Annotated in this window: 18 protein-coding genes; 6 read left to right on the forward strand and 12 right to left on the reverse strand. The window is 67.0% G+C overall.

Going from position 1 to position 20,915, the window contains the following annotated elements:
- Positions 1–30: 30 nt before the first annotated feature.
- The 3 genes from M3N53_01190 to M3N53_01200 are packed head-to-tail and all read right to left on the reverse strand — an operon-like array spanning position 31 to position 1,813.
- Entirely contained in the window at positions 31–204 is a 174-nt protein-coding gene (locus M3N53_01190) for a CsbD family protein (GenBank protein MDP9066948.1), read from the reverse strand.
- A 50-nt stretch (positions 205–254) separates the two neighbouring features.
- A complete protein-coding gene (locus M3N53_01195; GenBank protein MDP9066949.1) occupies positions 255–1,190 on the reverse strand; it encodes a metallophosphoesterase in 936 nt (311 codons plus the stop codon).
- Positions 1,187–1,813 carry a protein-L-isoaspartate(D-aspartate) O-methyltransferase gene (locus tag M3N53_01200; GenBank protein ID MDP9066950.1) on the reverse strand — a complete coding sequence of 209 codons (627 nt, stop codon included), beginning with the start codon at positions 1,811–1,813 and terminating at the stop codon, positions 1,187–1,189. The genes M3N53_01195 and M3N53_01200 overlap by 4 nt, the downstream gene beginning before the upstream one ends.
- A 36-nt stretch (positions 1,814–1,849) precedes the next feature.
- Between M3N53_01200 and M3N53_01205 the strand changes: the two genes are divergently transcribed.
- A complete protein-coding gene (locus M3N53_01205; GenBank protein MDP9066951.1) occupies positions 1,850–3,232 on the forward strand; it encodes a wax ester/triacylglycerol synthase family O-acyltransferase in 1,383 nt (460 codons plus the stop codon).
- Between the two features lie 4 nt (positions 3,233–3,236).
- Here M3N53_01205 and M3N53_01210 read toward each other — a convergent pair whose 3' ends face one another.
- On the reverse strand, positions 3,237–3,911 hold the full coding sequence (locus tag M3N53_01210) for a hypothetical protein (GenBank protein ID MDP9066952.1): 675 nt from the start codon (positions 3,909–3,911) through the stop codon (positions 3,237–3,239).
- Positions 3,912–3,955: 44 nt separating this feature from the next.
- On the opposite strand from M3N53_01210, the gene M3N53_01215 reads away from it, so the two are divergent.
- The gene (locus M3N53_01215; protein ID MDP9066953.1) at positions 3,956–4,447 is read left to right on the forward strand and encodes a cupin domain-containing protein; all 492 of its coding nucleotides are present in this window, start codon (positions 3,956–3,958) and stop codon (positions 4,445–4,447) included.
- Between the two features lie 2 nt (positions 4,448–4,449).
- Positions 4,450–5,232, forward strand: a complete 783-nt coding sequence (locus M3N53_01220) for an SDR family oxidoreductase (protein MDP9066954.1) — start codon at positions 4,450–4,452, stop codon at positions 5,230–5,232.
- A 16-nt stretch (positions 5,233–5,248) separates the two neighbouring features.
- On the opposite strand, the gene M3N53_01225 is transcribed toward M3N53_01220, so the two are convergent.
- From M3N53_01225 to M3N53_01240, 4 genes are read right to left on the reverse strand one after another with little or no spacing between them, the layout of a single operon-like run.
- On the reverse strand, positions 5,249–5,905 hold the full coding sequence (locus M3N53_01225; GenBank protein MDP9066955.1) for a 2-dehydro-3-deoxyphosphogluconate aldolase: 657 nt from the start codon (positions 5,903–5,905) through the stop codon (positions 5,249–5,251).
- A gap of 27 nt (positions 5,906–5,932) precedes the next feature.
- The gene (locus tag M3N53_01230) at positions 5,933–6,892 is read right to left on the reverse strand and encodes a hypothetical protein (GenBank protein ID MDP9066956.1); all 960 of its coding nucleotides are present in this window, start codon (positions 6,890–6,892) and stop codon (positions 5,933–5,935) included.
- On the reverse strand, positions 6,889–9,282 hold the full coding sequence (locus tag M3N53_01235; protein ID MDP9066957.1) for an SMC family ATPase: 2,394 nt from the start codon (positions 9,280–9,282) through the stop codon (positions 6,889–6,891). The genes M3N53_01230 and M3N53_01235 overlap by 4 nt, the downstream gene beginning before the upstream one ends.
- On the reverse strand, positions 9,263–10,444 hold the full coding sequence (locus tag M3N53_01240) for an exonuclease SbcCD subunit D (GenBank protein ID MDP9066958.1): 1,182 nt from the start codon (positions 10,442–10,444) through the stop codon (positions 9,263–9,265). The genes M3N53_01235 and M3N53_01240 overlap by 20 nt, the downstream gene beginning before the upstream one ends.
- A 101-nt stretch (positions 10,445–10,545) precedes the next feature.
- Between M3N53_01240 and M3N53_01245 the strand changes: the two genes are divergently transcribed.
- Together M3N53_01245 and M3N53_01250 are read left to right on the forward strand one after the other, a co-directional pair.
- On the forward strand, positions 10,546–12,243 hold the full coding sequence (locus M3N53_01245; GenBank protein MDP9066959.1) for an ATP-binding cassette domain-containing protein: 1,698 nt from the start codon (positions 10,546–10,548) through the stop codon (positions 12,241–12,243).
- Positions 12,244–12,334: 91 nt separating this feature from the next.
- A complete protein-coding gene (locus M3N53_01250) occupies positions 12,335–14,116 on the forward strand; it encodes a VCBS repeat-containing protein (protein MDP9066960.1) in 1,782 nt (593 codons plus the stop codon).
- On the opposite strand, the gene M3N53_01255 is transcribed toward M3N53_01250, so the two are convergent.
- Together M3N53_01255 and M3N53_01260 are read right to left on the reverse strand one after the other, a co-directional pair.
- The gene (locus tag M3N53_01255; GenBank protein ID MDP9066961.1) at positions 14,113–15,777 is read right to left on the reverse strand and encodes an ATP-binding protein; all 1,665 of its coding nucleotides are present in this window, start codon (positions 15,775–15,777) and stop codon (positions 14,113–14,115) included. The two genes, M3N53_01250 and M3N53_01255, sit on opposite strands and share 4 nt — an antisense overlap.
- A 199-nt stretch (positions 15,778–15,976) precedes the next feature.
- Entirely contained in the window at positions 15,977–16,471 is a 495-nt protein-coding gene (locus tag M3N53_01260; protein ID MDP9066962.1) for a flavin reductase family protein, read from the reverse strand.
- Between the two features lie 64 nt (positions 16,472–16,535).
- On the opposite strand from M3N53_01260, the gene M3N53_01265 reads away from it, so the two are divergent.
- On the forward strand, positions 16,536–17,861 hold the full coding sequence (locus tag M3N53_01265; protein ID MDP9066963.1) for an adenylate/guanylate cyclase domain-containing protein: 1,326 nt from the start codon (positions 16,536–16,538) through the stop codon (positions 17,859–17,861).
- Positions 17,862–17,863: 2 nt separating this feature from the next.
- Here the strand turns inward: M3N53_01265 and M3N53_01270 are convergent, their stop codons facing one another.
- Complete coding sequence (locus tag M3N53_01270; protein ID MDP9066964.1) at positions 17,864–19,099, reverse strand: hypothetical protein; 1,236 nt, start codon at positions 19,097–19,099, stop codon at positions 17,864–17,866.
- A 91-nt stretch (positions 19,100–19,190) separates the two neighbouring features.
- Positions 19,191–20,858: an HD-GYP domain-containing protein gene (locus M3N53_01275; protein MDP9066965.1), complete on the reverse strand. Its 1,668-nt coding sequence runs from the start codon at positions 20,856–20,858 to the stop codon at positions 19,191–19,193.
- Positions 20,859–20,915 lie beyond the last annotated feature (57 nt).

Below are 20,915 nucleotides of genomic sequence, written 5' to 3' on the forward strand. Positions count from 1 at the left end.
GATGCGGCCCCCGTCTACCAGAACGATGCGCTAGCTCTTGAAGGCGTCCTTCACCTTCTCGCCCGCCTGCTTCAGGTCTCCCTTGGTCTGGTCGGCGCGGCCTTCGTTCTCCAGCCGCTCGTCGTCGGTGGCGTCACCTGCGCCTTCCTTGAACTTGCCCTTCAGCTCTTGTGCCTTGTTGCTGATCTTGTCCTCGGTGCTCACGCAATCACCTCCTTAGGCTCTGAGGTCCTCCTACCCAGCGGGCCGCGGTCCTAGTCGCGTCCGGTGGTCGTGAAGGTGTGAAAGGCGCGACCATCCCGCGGGATGGCCCGCACCCGGATCCGGTCGGGACCCGCCGTGACTTCCAGGAAGTGGTGCCTGGCGAGACACTTCTCGCTCTGTGGGATCGGGGGCCCGCAGGCGCGGATGGACGCTCCACCGCCGCCGCTCACGACGTAGCGGATGCCGCGCAGCGCGCGCGTGGCCTCGTAGTTGTGGTCGTGTCCGTTCAAGACCAGGTCGACCCCCTTGCGCCGGAACATCCGGGGAAGCCCGGGGCGGAATCCCGGGGTGGAGCCATGCTCGCCGGAGGAGAACACCGGGTGGTGGAAGGCCACGATCGTCCACCGGTCACCGTCCTCTGTGACCAGAGCGCGGCGTAACCACGACCATCTCAGGGAATTCGAATCCACCATGACGAACCGAACGCCCTTCTTCCGCACGACGTAGTTCCGGCCCCTGAAGCCAAAGCGCGGTTCGTTCAACTCCGGCCTTCCGTTGTCGGTTGCGATGTCGTGATTGCCGAGCGTCGAACGGAACCGGACGCCGGCCTCGAAGAGGCAGTCGTAAGGACGGAAGAACGCGGGTCCGAACCGGTCGGGGTGACCGTAGTCGTAGATGTTGTCCCCGGTGGTCACGACCAGATCGAAGGGGCGTCGCCGGCGCAGGCGACACATCCTGTCGGCGACGGCGTACTGCTCGGGCCAGCCGGTGCCGAAATCCCCGATGACGAGGAATCGCAGCGACTGCTCCTCGGCCGGCGGCGGGGTCACCGAGACAGACGGCGTCGGCACCGGGGTCGACGTCGCAGGCGCGGTCTCTGTGGGAGTTGCCGTAGTCGTGGCCACCTGGGCCGGGACGTCAACGGTGGCGTCTGCGCAGGAAACTACTGCGAGCAGAGCGCACAACACGAGAGCGACTCGTCTCATTGCACCCCATCCTTCACGAGAGGCACGAAACGAGCCGGCGTTAGCAAGGCGATCCTCTCGACGCTTCCACCGCGCCTGACGAAGAGCAAGACCTCGTCGCTGGATGCGCCCTTAACCGGGATCACGAGCCGTCCTCCCTCCGCGAGCTGATCCTGGAGCGCCGGAGGGACCTCGGTGGCCGCGGCGGACACAACTATCGCGTCGAAAGGTGCTTCCTCCGGTACGCCTTTCCACCCGTCACCGACGAGCACGGCCACCTTTTCTATGCCCGCTTGCTCGAGATTCTTGCGCGCCTGCTCGGCAAGGAGCGCCGAGCGCTCTATAGAGACCACCTGGTCCGCCAACTGCGCGAGCAGCGCCGTCTGATACCCGAACCCCGTCCCCACCTCGAGCACGCGATCGCGCGGACCCACCTTCGCGGCTTCGATCATCCTCGCGATCAGAGAGGGTTGGCTGGTGGTCTGACCTTCGGGCAACACCACGGGACGATCCGAGTAAGCCTCCGCACGCGCTGCCTCCGGCACGAAGTCCACTCTCGCGACCCGGGTGAACGCCTCCACAACCCGAGGATCGATGCGCTGTCGCTTGAGCAGCCGGACCAGACCTTCCTTGCTCCGGGGCATCGTATGACCCTACCCAGGCGCGCTAGCATCGGTCGCATGTCCCGCTACCAGCGCCTCAGCGTGCTCGACGAACTGTTCCTCCATCTCGAGGGGCCCAACACGCACATGCACGTGGGCGGAGTTGCGGTGTTCGAGGGACCTCCGCCCGAGTACGACGACGTCATCGACACGATCGAGCGTCGCCTATCAGAGGTGCCGCGCTTCCGTCAGAAGCTGGCGACGGTGCCGTTCGGGGTCGGGCGCCCCGTGTGGGTGGACGACACCCACTTCAACATCGAGTACCACGTCCGCCACACCGCCCTTCCGGCACCGGGGAACGACGAGAAGTTCAAGGCGCTCGTATCGCGGATCATGTCGCAGCAGCTCGACCGTTCGAAGCCTCTGTGGGAGATGTGGTTCGCCGAGGGCCTCGGCGGCGGACGCACCGCCTTGATCACCAAGACGCACCACTGCCTGGTCGATGGCGTTTCCGGCGCCGACATCATGTCGGTGTTGCTGGATCTCACGCCCGAGCCGCGACGGGTCGAGCGGAGCCGGTGGATCCCAGAGCCCGAGCCGACGCCGGACGCGCTGTTGATGGACGCGTTGAGGGAACGGATCACGTCACCAGCGGAGGGGATCAGAACCCTCCAGTCGGCCGTGCTGGACCCCGCGAAGCTCCCGAACCGCGTCATCGAAGGGGCGAGGGCGCTCGGCGCTTTCGTCGGCGGAACCCTGGATTTCGCGCCCGAGTCGACGCTGAACCAAGCGATCGGTCCGCACCGGCGGTTCGAGACGGTGCTGGCGAACCTCGACGACATAAAGCGGATCAAGAACGATCACGGGGGGACCGTCAATGACGTTGTTCTGTCGGTCGTAGCTGGGGGGCTGCGGAGACTTTTGAAAGGCCGCGGCGAACGGGTCGAAGGGCTGGAGCTGCGCGCGATGGTCCCCGTGTCGGTGCGGGCCGAGCACGAGAAGGGCGCACTGGGCAATCGGGTCGCTTCTATCTGGGCGCCGTTGCCGATCTGGGAGGCGGACCCGGTGATGCGTCTGCACGCGGTGAGCGAGCGGATGAGCGCTCTGAAGGAGAGCGGTCAGGCGGTCGGCGCCCAGCTGCTGACGACCCTCGGCGAGTACGCGCCGCCGACGATCCTTGCCCAGGCATCGCGCCTCGTGGCGCGCCAGCGCGCTTACAACCTGGTGGTCACCAACGTTCCCGGCCCCCAGATCCCCCTGTACTCGATGGGACGAGAGATGCTCGAGGTCTACCCGGTGGTGCCGCTGAGCGACAACACCACGATCGGGATCGCCCTGCTCTCCTACAACGGCCAGATCGGCTTCGGGCTCCTCGGCGACTACGACGCGGCACGCGACCTCGGCGTTCTGGCCGAAGGGATAGAGAAGTCGATCGCGGAGCTGCTGGAGACGGTCGGCTAGGAGACTAGCGGGGAAAAACGAAGCGGAGCTTGGAGAAGTCGCCAGCCTTCATCGCGTCGAGGTTCCGCTTCATGTCGCACTCGGTGATCATCACACCGGTCTCCATGAAGGCGCCGAAGAAGCCTTTGCTCGTCAGCTCGTGGCCGAAGGCGTCGACGGTCGCGGTTGCCGGTTGGAACGAGCCCCCGCCGTGGCCCTCGCCACTCTCCTCCTCCTCGCCGTTGCTGCCGAGGGTGACGCACCCCTCTGTGGCCGAGTAGAACCCGGCGGGCCCCGCCGCCTCCCAGGCCACCCGGTAGGTCGTTCCCTTGTTCTTCAGCTCCAACGATGCGGCCCGCATCAGGGGGTCCATCTGGAACTCCCGATCGGTGAGTTCGCCGTGCACCCCCGCGGTGCCTCGGCACGTCGTCATCGATCCGTTCTTGACCTTCTCGTGGATGCAGCGCATCCGAAACAGTGCGCCGAAGAGCGCCTCATCGGCGGGCTCGTCCTCGCCGCGCTCGCCCCAGACGAAGGCGCCCACCGCGGTGAAGCGATCCGCACCCCGTGGACCGATACGCCAGAAGCCGTGGGCGGCTCGCTCGATCTGGACGTGGTCGGGAACCCGAGCAGACGCGACGGGAGCCGATCCCATCACGAGGAGCGCCACCAGGGCCAGAGAGAGCCTGCTCACCTTCACCCGGCACTGGTTCGCCGCCCGATGACGCTTTCCCTCCCCGCGCCATGACATCTGCGTGCGCCGTAGCCTGTAGCGACATCTACAGAGAGGACCAGCATCCAGTGTCCAAGGACGCCAGATATTTCGCGCAACAAGCGGGCGCGCAGCCTGCCGGACGAGGATCGTTCTTCAAGTGGGACGATCAGGAGCAGATCGAGATCCTGCCCGGTCTTCTGTTCCAACCCATACTCGGCGAGCAGCTGATGGCGAACTTCGTGTCGTTCGAGGCGAACGTGGTCGCGCCGGTCCATTGGCACGACGAAGAGCAGATGTCGATCGTGCTCGAGGGCGAGTTCGAGTTCGAGGTGGACGGCGAGAAGAAGCTGATCCGCCGCGGAGAGGCCGTCCTCATCCCGCCCAACGTGCCGCACGGCGCCCGCACCTACGACTCCACCTGTCTGGAGCTCGACATCTTCAACCCGCCGCGTAGCGGGCTGCTGGAGCTGATGGGGTTGATCGGTCCCGACGGGCAACGCCTCTCCCCCGGGACCGCCTAGCCGTGGACCTGGGGCTGCTCGGGCGCAAAGCCGTCGTCACAGGTGGATCGAAGGGGCTCGGCCGCGCCATCGCGGAAGAGCTGGCGCGGGAGGGTGCGGACGTCGCGATCTGCGCGCGGAACGAAGAGGAGGTGGCGCGGGCCGCGAGCGAGCTGGACTCCCTGGGCGTCGAAGTCTTCGCGCAGGTTGCCGACGTGACGGACGCCGATCAGGTCAAGCGGTTCATCGCCGGCTCCGCCGGCGCGCTCGGCGGGATCGACATCCTCGTGAACAACGCGGGCCGCGCCCGTCCCGGGACGTTCGCGACGCTGACGGATCAAGACTGGCACGAGGACCTCGACGTAAAGCTGTTCTCGATGATCAGGTGCTCCCGCGAGGCATTGCCTCACCTGCGCACCAGGGGCGGCGGGCGGATCATCAACATCAACGCGGTCCATGCGAAGGCGCCGGACCATCGCTTCTTCGCGACGTCCACCAACCGCGCCGCCTGTCTCGCCTTCACGAAGGCGCTATCGCTGGAGGTAGCGGCAGACAACATCCTCGTGAACGCGGTGAACATCGGCTACGTCGTCACGCCGCAGTGGAAGAACATCCACCAACGCCGCGCGCCGGACCTGTCCGAAGAGGAGTTCTTCAGCCAGATGGCCGCGGAAGAGGTGCCGCTAAGGCGCTTCGGTCAACCAGACGAGGTTTCGGGCATCGTCGCCTTCCTCGCCAGCGACCGCGCCAGCTTCATCACCGGGACCAGCGTCGACGTGGGTGGAGGCATGGGCCGCTTCCTGTGACCCAGGAGGAAGTGACCTAGCCGCCGGCGGTGTACATGTCAAGGCGACGCGTGACCTCTAGTGCCCGGCGCTCCAGCTCCTCGTAGTCGCCCTCGGCCGCGATCTCGGCGTCGAACACCGTGCCGGCGAAACCAACGAGCTCGGCCCCCGCGTGCAGGTAGCCGAGGTAGTTCTCGGCCGTGAGACCACCGGTCACCAGGATCGGGGTCCCGTCCAGAGGCCCCAGGACGTCGGCGATGTAGTCCGGCCCGCCGAGGCTCTCGCCGGGGAACACCTTGACCCAGTCCGCGCCGGCTTGGCGCGCGTGGAAGATCTCGGTCGGAGTTGAAGCCCCCATACAAACCGGGATCGAGAGTGAGTGCGCCGCCTCGACCACGTCGGGGACCACCACGGGAGTCACCACGAACTCCGCGCCGGCGTCGTACGCCTCCTTGACCTGCTCCGGAGCAAGGATCGTCCCGACCCCCACGATGGCTTCGCCTCTCATCGCCATCTCCGCAACCGCGTCGGTCGCGCCTGGCGTGTTCATCGTGACCTCCAGCGCCTCGAAACCCCCGCGCACCGCGGCCGCCGACGATTCCACCGCCTGCTCGGCAGAACGCGCGCGGAATATCGCGATCACGGTCGCGTCGCGCAGGCGCTGCTTGCGGGATTCGAAGAGCTTGGGGTTCATGCTCACGAGGCTACCCGAGCCCCCGGCCTACCCGGTCAAGCGGTCTACGGGTGCGGGAACGCTGGCACGTTGTTGTGCCGCAGCCACGCGCAGTCCGCGATACAGCAGCGCGGGGTCGCCGAGCCTGCGGCGCAGGTCGCGCTCCAAGCCGGCGATCGGGTACAGGTTCTGCGGAGCGCGCGGGTCTTTGTGTTCCTCGGATGCGTAGCGAGGCAGTGCCGCGGTCACCTTCGCCGCCAGCGCGATAGCGGCCGCGGTCTCGTGATCGGCTGCGGTCTCGCACCGCACGACGCCCGACCACGGGTGACCCCCCGGCCCCCCCGGAAGCTTCACGTACCACGAGAACCGCCCCCACCGCCCGAGGGTGAGAAACAGCGGCGTCCGTTGACCCGGGCGCAGACGGGCCACGACGCCCGAGACGGCGGCCGGCAGATAAGAGACGTGATGGGTCTTCACGTAGCCGACCGCGTTCGGCAGTGACTGCCCGCCCTTCAACGGCCCGTCCACCACCACCAGATCAGCCTTGATCGCGGCCGCGATCTTCGCCTCGAGCTCGCCCATCCTCTGCTGGATCGCCAGCCATAGCTGCTCCGGGGCGTCCCCCTCAGCGCGACGCACCTTGTAGGTCCCGTGACGGCACTCGATCGAGCTCGCATCCCGCACCGCGGAGAAGAAGCCGCGCTCTACCTGGAAGTCGATGAGCTTGGCCCTGCCGTCGCAGCAGACCGCACCGGCCGCGTACGTCGCGCATACGCCCGGCCGGCTCTGTCCGGCCTCGTCGTCCACCCACACGCGCGCGTCGATCCTCCGCACCCCATCGGTGAACAGAACCCGCTCTGGAGCGTTTTCGGCCGCAGGAGTCAGCGGCTCCCAGCGATCGATCGTCCGTTCGACCTCGCAGTCGATCTTGTCCTCGGACAGCTCGAGCAGCTCTGCCTCCATCGGGGTCCCGTAATCCGTCGCCCATGCCTCGACCGCGAACCTCATGCGACCACTCTCTCGACCGTCGACGACCGGAGGTCTTTCTTCACGCGGAACTGGACCGGGACCCGCTCCGCCAGCTCGCGCACGTGCGTCACGATCCCGACCATTCGCCCGCTCTCGGCGAGGTTCTCGACGGTGGCCGCGACAGTGTCGAGCGTGTCGGGGTCAAGCGTTCCGAAGCCTTCGTCCAGGAAGATCGCCTCCAGGCTCGCGGCCCCGTCAGAAGCGAGGTCGGCCAGCTGATCCGCGAGTGCGAGCGCGAGCGACAACGACGCCAGGAACGTCTCTCCTCCAGACAGCGTCTTCGCCGAGCGGGTCTCGTCGGCGTTGTGCCGGTCGATCACGTGGAAGGAACCCTGATCGTCCGTCGTCAGCGCGTACTGGCCGTTCGACAGTTGATCGAGGATCCGGGTCGCGCCGTCTACCAAGCGCCGGAGCGCGGCATTCACCAACCAGGTCTCGAAACGACCGGGACGCGCCGACAGATGAAGCGCCAGCTCCTCTGCCGTCTTGTGCTCTATCTCGAGCGTCTTCAGCGCGCGGCGGAGTGTCTTCGCCGCTTCGATCCCGCTGGCTATCTCCTGTGCCTGCTGCTTCGCGCGGGCTTGAGCCTCCACCACCACCTCGAGCGGGTCTTCCTCGCGCGCGACCTCCAGCTCGCATTCGCTGCACGCCGACAGCAGCTCGTCGACGAGCGCACCGCGATCGCGTTCGGCCGCGGCCGCAGCCTCCTCGGACGCGTCCGCGTCTTCCGCCAGCTCGAGCGCCCGGGACGACGCCCACGCCGACAGCTCCCGCCAGTCGGCCGCGAGGCTTTGTCGCTGAGCGGAAGGCGGGCCCAACTGGGCGACCCGGTCGCGATCGCTCTCGAAACGCGCCCGCGCCTTTGCCTCCTGCTGCTGCAAGGCGGCGAGGTCGCGGCGTGCGCGATCCGCCTCCTTCCGAGCAGCGTCCTCCTGCGAGCGCGCCGCGTCGACCACGCGTTCTGCCTCCTCGATGGCTTCCAGAGCGGCGGCTACGGCAACTCGGTCGGGATGGCCCGCAAGCTCCCGTTCGAGCTCCGCGAGCTGAGCCTCGAGCACGTCCAGCTCGGCCTGCGTCTTCGCGTGGACGGCCGACTTCCGCTGGGCTGCCTTGCCCGCCGCGCTCACAGCGGTGCGTGCGCGCTCTACATCTGCAGCCGCTTTATCGAGGCCTGCGACGTCCTCGTGCTTCGGAAGCTTCGCGACCGGCTGCAGGCACACGGGGCAGGGCTCGCCCTTCTCTAGATGCGTCGCCACGTGTTGTGCCGCGTGTGCCCGTTCGATCTCGCCCCGCGCCCGCTCGGCGACCGCCACGGCTGCCTCGGCCTCCTCCAGCGCCTTCAGCGCCGCGGCCTCCTCCATCGCGGCGACCGTCGAAGCTGCCGAGATCGGCTCCACCTTCGCCGCTAGGGATGACCTCCGGTCGTGAGCTGCGAGCGCGGTAGACAGAGGCCCCCGCTCGGGCAGCTTCACGCGGGCGTCCAGCGCAGCCTCGACCTCTGCGCGCGCCTCGGTCACCCGGCGCTCGGCGCCCGTGACCGCTTCGGCGGCAACGGCAACCTTGTCGCCGAGCTCGTCGACCCCATCAGGCACCTCCAGCGCAGACACCAGCTTCACCCAGCGCCGCGATTCCTCGGCCCTGGCCCGAGCCTCCCGGGCGGCCGCCGCCACCTGGTCGAGCCGCGGCTTCGCCTCGTTCACACGCTTGCGGAGCTGGTCCAGTCGCTTCACTGTGGCCTTCGCCTGGCCCAGCGCTTCGGTAGTGGCGAAGGCCAGATCGCCGCCCAGCCTCTCTTGCCCTCTCTCGAGGTCGAACTTCTTCGTCGCGGCGCGCGCTGTAGCCGCCTGCCGCATCCGTTCGTAAACCCCGAGGTTCAAGAGCTTCACGACCAGGTCTTGTCGTTCGCCGGGCTTGTCGTGGAGGAACCGGGCGAACTCGCCCTGCGGCAGCACCACGCACCTCGTGAAGTGCTCGAAGCTGAGCCCCACGAGCCGCGTCACCTGCTCGGTGAGCTCGTCGGCCGTACCTGCCAGCACCTCACCACCCGATTCGAGGCGCGCCTCCTTGGTGGTGGCGCCCTTACCCGAACGCTTCACCACCCGCACCGCCGTGTAGTCCTTGCCGTCGATCGAGAAGTCCAGAAGCACCTTCGCCTCGACCTTCCCGTGACTGATCACAGGCGCGACCAGATTGCGGTTGTCGTAGCGCGGAACGCTGCCGTAGAGCGCGAAGCACATCGCGTCGATCACCGACGACTTACCGGACCCGGTCGCGCCGACGAGCGCGAAGAAGTCACTGCCTTCGAAATCGATGTCGGTGGGCTCCTTGAAGCTGGTGAAGCCCGCGAGCTCAAGCCGTCGAGGTCGCATGTGCCTCCTCGTGCAGCTCGTCGAACAACGCCACAAGGCCGTCGTCTTCGACCTCTTTCTCGCCCAGGTAGAGAAGGAACAGCTCGTGAGGGGTCAGGCTCGACCGATCGAGCTGAGTCTTGCGGCCATCGCCGCCGGTGGCCTCGTAGTCGATGATGACCTTCACGGCGTTCGGGAACAGCTCTCGCACCTCTTCGCCGAGGCCGACCCGCGCCTTTTCGTTCACGATCACCCTGAGGTAGTCGTCACCGGTGGTTCCCGCGAGTGGCTCGAGGTCCGCCAGCTTCCCCCTGAGCGTCCGCAGCCGGCGGCCCGCCTGAAGCTTCACCGGCTCGGTCGTCGCCGGCACGCCCGCGGCCGCCTCGACGAGCAGCGCATAGCGGTTCAGGTCGGTCTCGCCGAAGTCGAGCTGCAAAGGGGACCCGGGGTAGTGGATCGGGCACGGCCCGATCACCGACTGCATCTTGTGCAGGTGCCCGAGCGCCACGTAGTGGGCATCGCTGGGGAACAATGTCGAGTTGACCCAATAGTCGAAGATCGTCTGCGCGGTCCGCTCTCCCCCGCCGATCTCCGCCCCCACCATCGGCAGATGAGCCATCACGATGTTCACCGCATCCCGCTGGAAAGACTTCGTCAGGCTCTCTACCACGAGCGCCATCCGCTCCTCGTAGCGCGCGCGGCTGTCCGCGGCCTCTTCATCCATCAGATGAGCGGCCTTCACGATGTACCGCTGGCTGAGCCACGGTACGCATGCGACGCGGACCGTTCCGCCCGCGGTCTGCACCTCTACGGGATCACGGCTGACACCGGCGCGGATCGTCACCCGGGCGAGATCGAACAGCGGTGCGAGCGCGGAGAGACGCCGGTCCGAGTCGTGGTTGCCCGGTATGGCCACCACCGGTGCCAGCTCCGACAGCGCCAGCAGGCCGCGGTACACGATCCGCTCGGCCTCCGGCGTGGGGGCCGAGGTGTCGAAGAGATCGCCCGCCACCAGCACAAGATCGACCTTCTCCCGGGCCGCGACCGCCGCCAGCTCCGCGAGCACCGCCTCGTGCTCGTGCGCTCTGCTCTGCCCTTGGATGGTCTTTCCGACATGCCAGTCGGCGGTATGGAGGATCTTCACGTTCGGCCGCCGCTTCGGTCGCTGATTTTCAGCTCGCATCCCCTCTTCTTTGCAGTTTCGATTCACCCTACCGACGCCCTGTGACAGAAACCTGGGAATCCCGGTTGTTTGCGGGTGCGGAGTCGGGGATGCTGCCGGACATGGCGAAGGCGGCAGTGCAGGCGAGGGCGCTGGACGCTGTCGGGGGGATCTGCCTCGACGCCTACCGCCTGACGCGGACGGCTGCAGGCAGGCGCATCCTGAGCGACGTCTCCTTGCGGATCCACCCCGGCGAGATCGTGGCCGTCGTCGGAGGCAGTGGGGCCGGCAAGTCCACTCTGGTCGAGACGCTCGCCGGCGTGAACCCCCCGGATAGAGGACGCGTGCTCCTGGGCCGTACCGATCTCTACGACAACCTCGAGTCCGTGCGGCCCTGGGTCGGCTACGTGCCGCAGGAAGACATCATCCACATGGACCTCCCGCTCGAACGAACGCTGCGGTACGCGGCCGCGCTGCGCATGCCGCCGGCGTCCAGCGAAGGCGAGATAGCCGCGGCCGTCGAAGCATCGCTGGCAGCGCTGGATCTGATGGAGCGCCGAGATACCCCAGTGGCGGCGCTGAGCGGCGGTCAACGTAAACGGGCCAGCATCGCGGTCGAGCTCCTGACGCGGCCTCGCGTGTTCTTCCTCGACGAACCCACCTCGGGGTTAGACCCGGCAACTTCGGCAGGCCTGCTGCGGGTGCTCGTGGGTCTCGCGCAGGCAGGCACGACCGTGATCTTCACGACGCACGCGGTCCAGGACCTCTCCTACTGCGACCGAGTGCTCTTCCTCGCGCCCGGAGGGCGACTAGCTTTCGCAGGCAGCGTGGGCGAGGCTCTGCAGCATTTCGGCGTGGAGAGGGTGGAACAGGTCTATGAACGTCTGCTGGATCCGGCGATCACCGCGGTCGCCGCGAGCCTGGAGCCGCCGCCTTCCACGGGTCGCTTGGTGCCCACGCCCGATACCGCCGCGCGCCCCGGTCCGCTGCGTCAGCTACGGACGCTGACGGCGCGGACGGCAGAGGCCCTCACGCGCAACAAGCTGACGCTGGCGATCCTGCTCGGCTCCCCCGCGATGATCGTGGCACTGTTCGTGATCCTGTTCCGCCCCGACGCGTTCGCCTTTTCGGATCCGCAACCGACCGCCATCCTGATGATCCTGTTCTGGATCACCTTCGGCGCGTTCTTCTTCGGTCTCACCTACGGACTGCTGCAGATCGTCGTCGAGAGACCCATCCTGAGACGCGAGCGACTGGCCGGGCTGAAGCTCAGCTCCTATCTGGTGTCGAAGATCGCGGTGATGCTGCCATTCCTCGCCGCGGTGAACATCACGATGCTGTTCGTTCTTCGGCTACTGGACCGGTTGCCGTCTGCAAGTCTCGCCACCTACGCGTCGGTCGCCTTCACGCTGATACTCACGTCACTCGCCGCGCTAATGCTGGGCCTCCTCGCTTCCGCGGCGGCCGACAACCCGTCGCAAGCGACGCTGACCTTGCCGATGCTGTGCTTCCCGGCCGTCCTGTTCTCGGGCGCGATCCTGCCGGTCAACATCATGGCGACCGTCGGCAGGTGGATAGCCGCGGTCGTGCCGAGCCGGTGGGCGTTCGAGGCCGTGGGTCATGACCTGGGCATCCGACAGCTGATGGCAGAGGGAGGCTCGCCGCTGGGTCCGCCGCTGCTCGAGACCTTCGGGTCGGCCGGACAGCGAGCGACGACCACCTACTGGGCGATCCTCGGCGCGTTCGCGCTGCTGTTCTTCATCGGCGCGTGGGCCGTGCTGGTTCGCAACAGCGCCCGTAGCCCCCGCGCCGCCCGCTAAGAATCGTCGTCGCCACGATGCATCGTCCCCGCGTACCCGTGCGTCTCCTTATCAGAACCGGACATAACCGGCATAGGAGAGGGACAGGGGGATGGATCTCAACCTGGGGCCGCGCGCGATCCTGCTCGGGATGATCACCGTTGCGATCGCCTCACCGGCGTTCGCGATCGCGCCGGAACCAGCAGAGACGACCCGGGTCACTCCAGCGGCTGCGGATGACCCTCTCCTACAAGACATCGTCCAACTGTCGTTCCCCTCGCCTGCATCGACATCTCGCGAGCTACTGAGCCACACGGTCCGAAGGACCCGGACTTACTACGACCCCGTCCCGGACATGAACGGAGACGGCTACCTGGATGTGCTCAGGCAGACCCGCAGCTTTGAGATGTTCGACGACGCCTCGGCTCCCGGCGACTACTCCTACAGCCTGGCACTAGAGGTCCTGGACGGAACGGACGGCACGACGCTATGGAAGGCGTACGAGAGCGCCTACGACAAGCTCTTCTTCCCGGCTCTAGCGAAGGTCGGGCGCGGGGTCCGCAACGGGCTGCATATCTTCGAGTACGACGAACGTTCTTATCCGGCGACGGTAAGCGTCACCGCCCTGCATGGGTCCGGGAAGAAGGCGTGGCGGCAGACCATTCCGGAGCGCAGGATCGTCGCGCTCGACCACATCAACTCGGCGCCAGGGCGAGCAACCGATCTGCTGGTCGGTTACTTGCTGCGTCAAACCCAAGCGGGCCATCTGCGAGAGCCGCTGTTGACGTCGACCTCGGCCCTGGTCATCGACGGCAGAGGTGGCAGGATCGTGCGTCACCCCTCGATCGAGACGCGGGTAGGCAGACGCGCCGTTCCGCTTGCTGCCCCCGACCTAGATGGAGACAAGCTCGAGGACTACGTGTTCGTCGACGAGTGGGACCCATACGCCCGCGTGTTCACTCAAGGCGAAGGCCACGTCGTAGCGCGGGAGGGCCGCGAGGGCGACGAGCTCTGGGAGAGCGAGCCCGTGCTTACGGGACACAGCTCCTGGGTGACCGGAGTCGCCGACCTCGACGGCAATCAGAGATCCGATCTCGTGCTCGAGACGGAGCTCGGGGACGGGTACGGGTACGGCGCCGAGTCGGATGCTCCACTACACGCCCTGGAGGGAAAGGCAGGGAGCGTGTTGTGGAGCCACACGGGGTGGCTCTTTGAAGAAATCGGGGACATAGATCGCGATGGGACCTCGGAACTGATGACGGCAACCCCCGTCAAGGAACAGCGCGGATCCGGAGTTCGCGTGACGGCGCGGGGCGGCAGCGGCAGGGCCATCTACAGCAAGTTCCTCGAGGTCGAGGACGCTCCGCTGGGCGCCGAGTTCTACGCCGGCTTGTATAGCCCGGGGGATCTGGACGGAGACGGTCACCCCGATCTGTTGGCAAAGCAGACGGCCTACTCGGGGCGGAAAGCGTTGCGCGACGCCACCACCGTCAGCAGCAGAACAGGACGTGCGATGTCCACGCCGGAAGCGGCGCTCCCGGCGTACGCGGGCTTCTCTCAGGGCCGCGACGACCTGTTGCTACTCGACCGGACAGACGATGACGTGATCGAGGTCGAGGCACCCTGGCGCAACGGTTGGTCGGACGTGTTCGAGGGGCGCATCACTGCCACCGGCCTGGGCGAGTACCCCTACTCTTCGGTCCAAGGAGGACACTTCTACCCGGGCGCCTGTCCCGGCCTCTTCATCACATTGGAGTCCTCATCCGAGTACGGCGGCCCCTCCGCCGCGCTGATGGTGGACGCGGCCACGGGCCGCGCTCGGTGGTCTCACGGTTCCGTCGAAGGAGTGAGCCTGTCCACCGAAGGCACCTTGACATCGGGGTGCGCAAGCTAGGGCGTCGGCAGGCCCTCTAGTGGGTCGTCGGGATGATCCGCCGCATCGGGGTTGGCTCCGGCCTCCGAATGGCGGGTCGCCCAGGCTGGGAAGGGGAACTCGAGCACGAGCGGGATCGGGATCTCCGGTTGGCTGAGCATCATCGTGCCCGGCTTCATGATCGTGGCGCGCTCGCGCTGGGGGCCGCGCAGGAACCCGTACTGACCCCGTTCGGCCTCGGCGGAATCCAGTCGACCGACCACGCGGATCGCGCTCTGCCCGACTATCCGCGGCTCCACCTCGCTGGCGGTCTGTTGTGCACCGATCAGGATGATCCCCAGCGAGCGGCCGCGCTCGGCTACGTCAAGCAGGATCTCTTTGATCGGCGAGTTGCCCTCGCGCGGAGCGTACTTGTTCAGCTCGTCCAGCACGACGAACAGCTGCGGCCGGGCCTTACCAGAGCGCTCCTTCTCCTCGAACGAGCGCCGGAGGATGACGCCCACGACGAAGCGCTTGGCCCGGTCGGGCAGGTTGTGCAGGTCCACCACCGTCACCTGCTTCGACAGCCGCACCTTGTGCTTCTCGGCGTCCGAGATATCGCCGCGGATCAGCCGCTCGAGCGGACGCCGCGCCGATACGAGGCGACGAACGAAAGCGTTGATCGTCCCCGCGCCGATGACCGGCCCCGCCCAGTCGTCCACCTGGACCTTCTGCATGATGAGGTCGATGAGCTCCGCGAACGTGCGGATCGCACTCCCGTCGATGGAAACGCCGCCGTCACCCACGGGGGTGTGCTCGTTCTTGAGCTTCGCCGCGACGTTGTGCACGACCATCGTGTAGTGCTGCCGGTCGTCTTCGGCGTCCGCGAACACGAACGGCAAAAGCTCGTCCTTGCAGAACTCCTCGATCGTCCAGAAGAAGGACGTCACGCCGCGCTGGCGCGTAGCAACGTCGGGAGAAGCGTTGCGGTCGTCCAGCTTGGGCGGTGCGAAGAAAGCGGTAGACGGAAACGGCCCCGGTTCGAGCTCGAGCGCCCGGAACCGAGACCGGTCGTCGTCGGTCAGCTCGATGTTGTGGTGGTCGAGGAACAGAAGGTCCTCGCCTTTCACGTTGAAGATCAAGGCCTTCGTGTTCAGCGCGTCGCGGCCCAGCGCGCCCGAGTTGAACAAGCTGTAGAGGAGGAACGTGGCGTAGCTGGTCTTCGTCGCGATCCCGGAGATCCCCGAGATGTTGACGTGCGCCCCCTTGGTTCCGTCCAGGAACTCGAGGTTGATGTAGATGGGCTCGTTGTCGCGCGTCACGCCCGCAGGGAGCTTCTTGGTCATGCCGTCGAAGAACAGCGCTCTCTCGCGCTCCTTCCCGCGGGCCTTCTGCACCGCGGCCCCCGGAAGAGGCGGCACGTAGACCTCGGGCTCCACCCGGGTCGCGGTCACCTGCGCGGCCTCCGAGAGATCGCCGGGCAGGATGCCGTCTTCGATCAAGAAGATGTCGGAGTCGAAGCGGGCGCCGTCGATCTTCGCCGTCACCTGCGTCACGACGCCCGCGATCTGCACGGGCTCACCGCCCGGTGGGGTCCTCTCGGTCGTCACGACCTCGTCCAGCTGCAGGTACTCGCCCTCCGCCACGCCCACCCAGAACTCCAGAGGGGTCGAGGGCTCGGTCCCGAGGACCCTCCCCACCATCGGCTCCCGTCCCGCTTCCGCTTCTTCCGCCACCCGTCACAGCCCCCTTCGGCACCGCCACAACCGCCTTTGGAACAGCCTACTTAGGGGGTGTGACAGGTTCACGGACATCGAACGGAGTCACGGATCATGGGCGTGATCCCGGCGTTCTGTGGTCAAGATCAGGCGCAGGGCGCCATCTGACGCGCGGGTTTGGAGGTCAGGCCTCGTGACCGGGCTCCAGCTCCTTCGCCTGCGAGAACGCAAGGAAGGAGCCGCCGCCGGCGTAAGCCTCCAGCGGCTCGAGCACGAATCCGACGTGGTCCCCACCCTGGGTCGAGAAACGGTCGACGATCCGGCCCACGAACCGGTCCGCGCATCCGTCCACCACCGGCAGACCTAGTGGCCCCTCAATCCATCCGCAACGCTCGAACTTGTCGACCTCGTCACCGGTCTCTTCACCGAACAGACTCGCCAAGTCCCCGGCATCGGCGGGGACGACGTGTACCGCCAGAGCTTCGGCGTCCAGGGCCACCCGATAGGTGAAGTTCTTGTTGGATAGGAAGACCACGAAGCGCGGCGGGTCGATGCTGCACTGCGTGCAGAACCCGACAAGGCATCCCGCTCGCCGGGCGCCATCCGACGTCGTGACGATGAACATCGGGTAGTCGAGGTGCGCGACGAGCTCCTGGAACCGCTCCTCCACCTCGGCCATCCCGACTTACTTCCCCTCTCGGTGCTCTTGCAACCGCCGCGGGGCGTCGTAGGAAGATGGCCCTATGGCCTCGCCCGTCCACTACGCCAAGAACGGCGACATCCACATCGCCTATCGCGTTCTCGGTGACGGACCGATAGACATCCTGTTCGTCCCGATCTGGACCTCGAACCTGGACCTGTACGACGCGTGGGCTCCCGTGGCTCAAAGCCTCGAGGCGGTGACCAGCTTCGCGAGACTGATCGTCGTGGACCGCCGCGGGACGGGCCTCTCCGACCGCACGCACGGGATCGCGACGCTGGAAGAGGGCATCGACGACATGCTGGCGGTCCTGGATGACGTGGGCAGCGAACAGACCGCGCTGATCGGATTCAACGAATCCGGCTCGCTGTGCGCATTGATGGCGGCCACGCATCCCGATCGCATCTCGGCGCTGATCCTCTACAGCTCGTATGCCGCCACCGTTCGCCAGGACGACTACCCCTGGGCCCCTACTCCTGAGGAACGAGACGCTCAGATCCAGTTCATGATCGAGGTGTGGGGGTCGGAGGAGTTCGCCTTCATCCTGAACCCGGCCAGCCACAGCGATCCCGACTTCCGCGAGTGGGCGGCGAAGTGGCAACGAAACTCGGTCACGAGGGATGCGCTCCCGGCCGCGTACGACGTGCTGGCTCGAACCGACGTCCGCCACGTATTACCTCTCATCCGCGTTCCCGCCCTCGTGCTTCACCGCAAGGACGACCCGCTCGTGATCGTCGACAACGGCCGCTACCTCGCGGAGAAGATCCCCGGAGCTAGATACGTGGAGCTCGAGGGGGAGGACCACATCCCCTTCCTCGGTGACTGGCAAGCGATCGTGGACGAGATCGAGGAGTTCCTCACCGGCGCACGGCGAGCCCGCGAACCCGACCGGGTCCTCGCGACGATCCTCTTCACCGACATCGTCGGCTCTTCGCGCACCGCGGCAGAGCTCGGCGACCGCCGCTGGAAAGAGCTTCTGGACCGGCACGATGAGGTCGTTCGGAACGAGCTCGCTCGCTTCAACGGGCGGCTCGTGAAGACGGTCGGGGACGGCGCCCTCGCCACCTTCGACGGACCAGCGCGGGCGATCCGGTGTGCCTGCCGGATCCGTGAGCGCGTTAAGGAGCTCGGGTTGGAGACCCGCGCCGGACTGCACACGGGTGAGGTGGAGGTGCGCGGTGACGACGTCGGCGGCATCGCCGTGCACATCGGTGCCCGCGTGGCCGAGAAAGCGCAAGCCGGAGACCTGCTGGTATCGGGGGCGGTCCCGTCGCTCGTCGCAGGGTCGGGGATCCGGTTCGAGAAGGTGGACGAAACCGAGCTCAGAGGCATCGAAGGCAGCTTCAGCCTCTATCGCGCCGTGCTGTAGAGCTAGGAGCAGCTCGGCGGGCGTCGAAGAACGACCTCGCTTCCGCCGCCGGTAGATCGATACCCGGCAGCGAAGACGCTTCCGTTGCCCGCGTGCTCGACATCTTCCAGGTGGGTGGAGTCCTCGAACCTGTTCACGTCCTCTTGGACGAACCTCTGTCCGTTCCACTCGAGTATCAGCGCCTCGAAACCGTCGCGGGGCGTGCTTACGTAGCCGACGGCGACGACCTCGTCGCCCCAGGATGAAACACCTCGCAGCTCGGCTTCGCTCCTTCCCCCGAGGTCAGGGAGGTCCACCAAGCGCCAGCGGGTCCCGTTCCAGTGCATAGCGATCGGAACGTCGCCGTAGTGGTAACCGACGGCCCAGGCATCGTTCGGTCCGGCAGCGTGAACCGCGTTCAAGATGTGGGGCCGGTCGTTGACGTTCGGGCTCGGAACCTGTTTCCAGCGTCGACCGTTGAAGTGCAAGATCAGCGTCCGCAGCAGACCTCTGCGAACGGTGCGACCCACCGCCCATACATCTTTCGCCGTTCTGGCGTGCACGCCATGGAGCAAACCGTTCATGCCCACCGACGCGACCGACCAGCGTCGCCCGTTCCAACGCTCGACCAGAACAAGGTGATTGCCCGAAGCGTCCCAGCGCGTCCCGACCGCCCACGCTCTTCGGCCCGACAGGACCGACACGTGGTCGAGGGCATTCAAGCTCGCGCTCGGGTCCGCGCTGTCCATCCGTCGCCAGCCGCCCCCGGGCCGGCGCCTGATGACGAAGGTGCGCGACACCGTCCTGCTGTGCTGGCCCACAGCGAACACTCCGCCGCGACCCACGTCGATGTCGCTCAGGATCGTCGCGTTCCCGCGGACCGACGGAGTGTCCTCCCGGCGCCAGCGCCGCCCGTTCCACCTTCGAACCAGCGACCGCTCCCAAGTGTTCCCGCTGTAGTCCGTGCCGGCTCCCCAGACGCGATCCGCGGAGGCGACGGCGACGCCGGACAACCAGTGGTCCGAACGGCGGTCGTCGGTGTCGATGCGGTGCCACTCATCGTCGCACGGTGGTGGGGTCGGCGTCGGCGTAGGCCCGGGTGTCACTGTGGGCGTGGGTGTCGGAGTTCCCGTCGCGTACGGCGCAACGGCCGGCGGAGCCACGATGGCCTGCGCGGGTGATGTGTCGCCAGACGCCTGCGCGAACAGCAAGGACAAGGATGCCGTGAACGCGCCGAACGCAACCCCCACCCGCCTCACGCGGGGAATCGTTCCCGTCTTCGGCTGATCTACTCCTCGCTACGTGAGGCCTGCAGGCGCCTCCCGCCGGCGCTGCCATCGCAGGGGGAAATCAGTTGTCCTTCCCTTCTGTGTCGGTTGCCGGCGCCGCCGGTTCCGGAGCCTCGGGAGCGGTGTCTTCTACCTTGTCGGTAACGGCCGCAGCAGCATCGTCCGGCGCCGGGGCGGGTCCGGGCTCGTTCTTCACCGCGCCCGCGTCGCCGTCGGTGGAGGTGCCCGAGGCGGCCGTGACCTCCTCGGATCGCTCCGAGCCCTCGGACTCCGGCCGCTTGTCGTCCGCGGCTGCCCCCTCGTTCTTCTTCAAAGTCTCGCGGTCCCGCTCGCCCCCGGAGCGCCCTGTTCCGTCGCCATCCGACCGTCGCGACCGCTTGGTGTTGCTGTCGTTGGAGGCCGCTCGTGCATGGGAGGTGGAGACACCGTCCGAGGCTTCGCCCGCCGCGTATAGCACCGGCGGCTTCTTCCCGTCTCTCTTCGACTCGCGCACCTGTCGCTGACGCCCGTCGGGCTGTGCTCGCTCCGTCTCAACGAGGCCGTGCATCATCGCTCCGGCCGCGAACACCACGGCTGCTCCACCCACCGCGGCCGCGTTCGCCACGCCCACGAGGCCGAACCTCGGCAGACCGACGAGGAGCGCATCGAGACCGTGGCGCCATCCGGCCATGAGGAAGAACCACCACCGGATCGAACGACGACCCGAGTAGTAGGCGTTGAAGGCGTGCACGACCTCCACGTCCAGTTGTCTTCCCGCCTCGCGCTGCAGGATCTCGATAGCGGCCTTGTGCCTGGACGCGGCGCGGTAGGGGCGACGCGAGGTGATGGCGTCGAAGGTATCCGCAACCGCGATGATGCGCGCGCCCAGGGGGATCTCCTCCGCTCGGCGGCGCTCGGGGTAGCCGCTCCCGTCGATCCGCTCGTGGTGGTAGCGGATCATCGCGGTGAGCTCGTCGTCGCCCAGGACCTCAACCATGTCGGCGCCCGCGGAGGGATGCCTTTTCACGACTTCGAACTCAGCTTCTGTCAGGCGGCCAGGATTGTTCAGGACCTCCCGTGGCACGCGCAGCTTCCCGACGTCGTGCAGCAACGCCGCCAACCTGACCTTCTCGCGCTCCTTGCGGGGAAGCTGCATCGCCCTGGCGATCATGTCCGCGTGACGCGCCACCCGCTGGCTGTGCCCGTGCGTGTACTGATCACCCCGCTCCAGATCGGCAGCGAGTACCTTGAACAGCTTCAACTGCCGCTCACGCGTGAGTCCTTGCTTCTCCGCTGACGCCCCGACATCTAGTCCCAGGCGCCGGACGTTTTCGATCAAGGCGCGTTCCGAACGCAGCCGGCGCAGGAAGCTCCAGGCAAGCAGGTCGTCGAATACGAGGTCCTGGGAAGCCTCGGTGCGGATCCACAACGCGGCTCCCACGCGACCGACAACAAGGGCGAGCACTATCGAGACGACGGTGGCACCGACGGGATGACCGTCGGTCAGCCACAGCCCCAGCCACAGTGGCGCCACAGCAACAACCGTCGTAACGCACAGGACCAGCGGAAGAAAACGTTGAAGATCTACCTCGTCGGGCTGTGCTTCGACCTTGATGTGTGCCCCCGTCGCTCGGTCTCCCAGATGAACGACCCTCCCAGTTACAGAGCCACCTTCCGTATCGGCAGGTCGCGCCGCCTCTGAAGCGGCTCCAACGGCTTCACGACCGATTTCGGCGTCGGTTGATGTCAACGACCGAGATGTCCGATTCGCGACGGGGGCCGCAGCAGGAGGTCCGCGGCGGCGGGC

It is taken from the genome of Actinomycetota bacterium (assembly GCA_030776625.1).
Taxonomy (GTDB): Bacteria; Actinomycetota; CADDZG01; order CADDZG01; family WHSQ01; genus MB1-2.

Bases quoted from the DNA above. Each gene is read 5' to 3' on its own strand.
- M3N53_01255 (MDP9066961.1), bottom strand. From the start codon at position 15,777: ATGGTGGGGAGGGTCCTCGGGACCGAGCCCTCGACCCCTCTGGAGTTC.
- M3N53_01265 (MDP9066963.1), top strand. From the start codon at position 16,536: ATGGCCTCGCCCGTCCACTACGCCAAGAACGGCGACATCCACATCGCC.
- M3N53_01260 (MDP9066962.1), bottom strand. From the start codon at position 16,471: ATGGCCGAGGTGGAGGAGCGGTTCCAGGAGCTCGTCGCGCACCTCGAC.
- M3N53_01250 (MDP9066960.1), top strand. From the start codon at position 12,335: ATGGATCTCAACCTGGGGCCGCGCGCGATCCTGCTCGGGATGATCACC.
- M3N53_01195 (MDP9066949.1), bottom strand. From the start codon at position 1,190: ATGAGACGAGTCGCTCTCGTGTTGTGCGCTCTGCTCGCAGTAGTTTCC.
- M3N53_01225 (MDP9066955.1), bottom strand. From the start codon at position 5,905: ATGAACCCCAAGCTCTTCGAATCCCGCAAGCAGCGCCTGCGCGACGCG.
- M3N53_01240 (MDP9066958.1), bottom strand. From the start codon at position 10,444: ATGCGAGCTGAAAATCAGCGACCGAAGCGGCGGCCGAACGTGAAGATC.
- M3N53_01200 (MDP9066950.1), bottom strand. From the start codon at position 1,813: ATGCCCCGGAGCAAGGAAGGTCTGGTCCGGCTGCTCAAGCGACAGCGC.
- M3N53_01205 (MDP9066951.1), top strand. From the start codon at position 1,850: ATGTCCCGCTACCAGCGCCTCAGCGTGCTCGACGAACTGTTCCTCCAT.
- M3N53_01215 (MDP9066953.1), top strand. From the start codon at position 3,956: ATGACATCTGCGTGCGCCGTAGCCTGTAGCGACATCTACAGAGAGGAC.
- M3N53_01245 (MDP9066959.1), top strand. From the start codon at position 10,546: ATGGCGAAGGCGGCAGTGCAGGCGAGGGCGCTGGACGCTGTCGGGGGG.
- M3N53_01235 (MDP9066957.1), bottom strand. From the start codon at position 9,282: ATGCGACCTCGACGGCTTGAGCTCGCGGGCTTCACCAGCTTCAAGGAG.
- M3N53_01230 (MDP9066956.1), bottom strand. From the start codon at position 6,892: ATGAGGTTCGCGGTCGAGGCATGGGCGACGGATTACGGGACCCCGATG.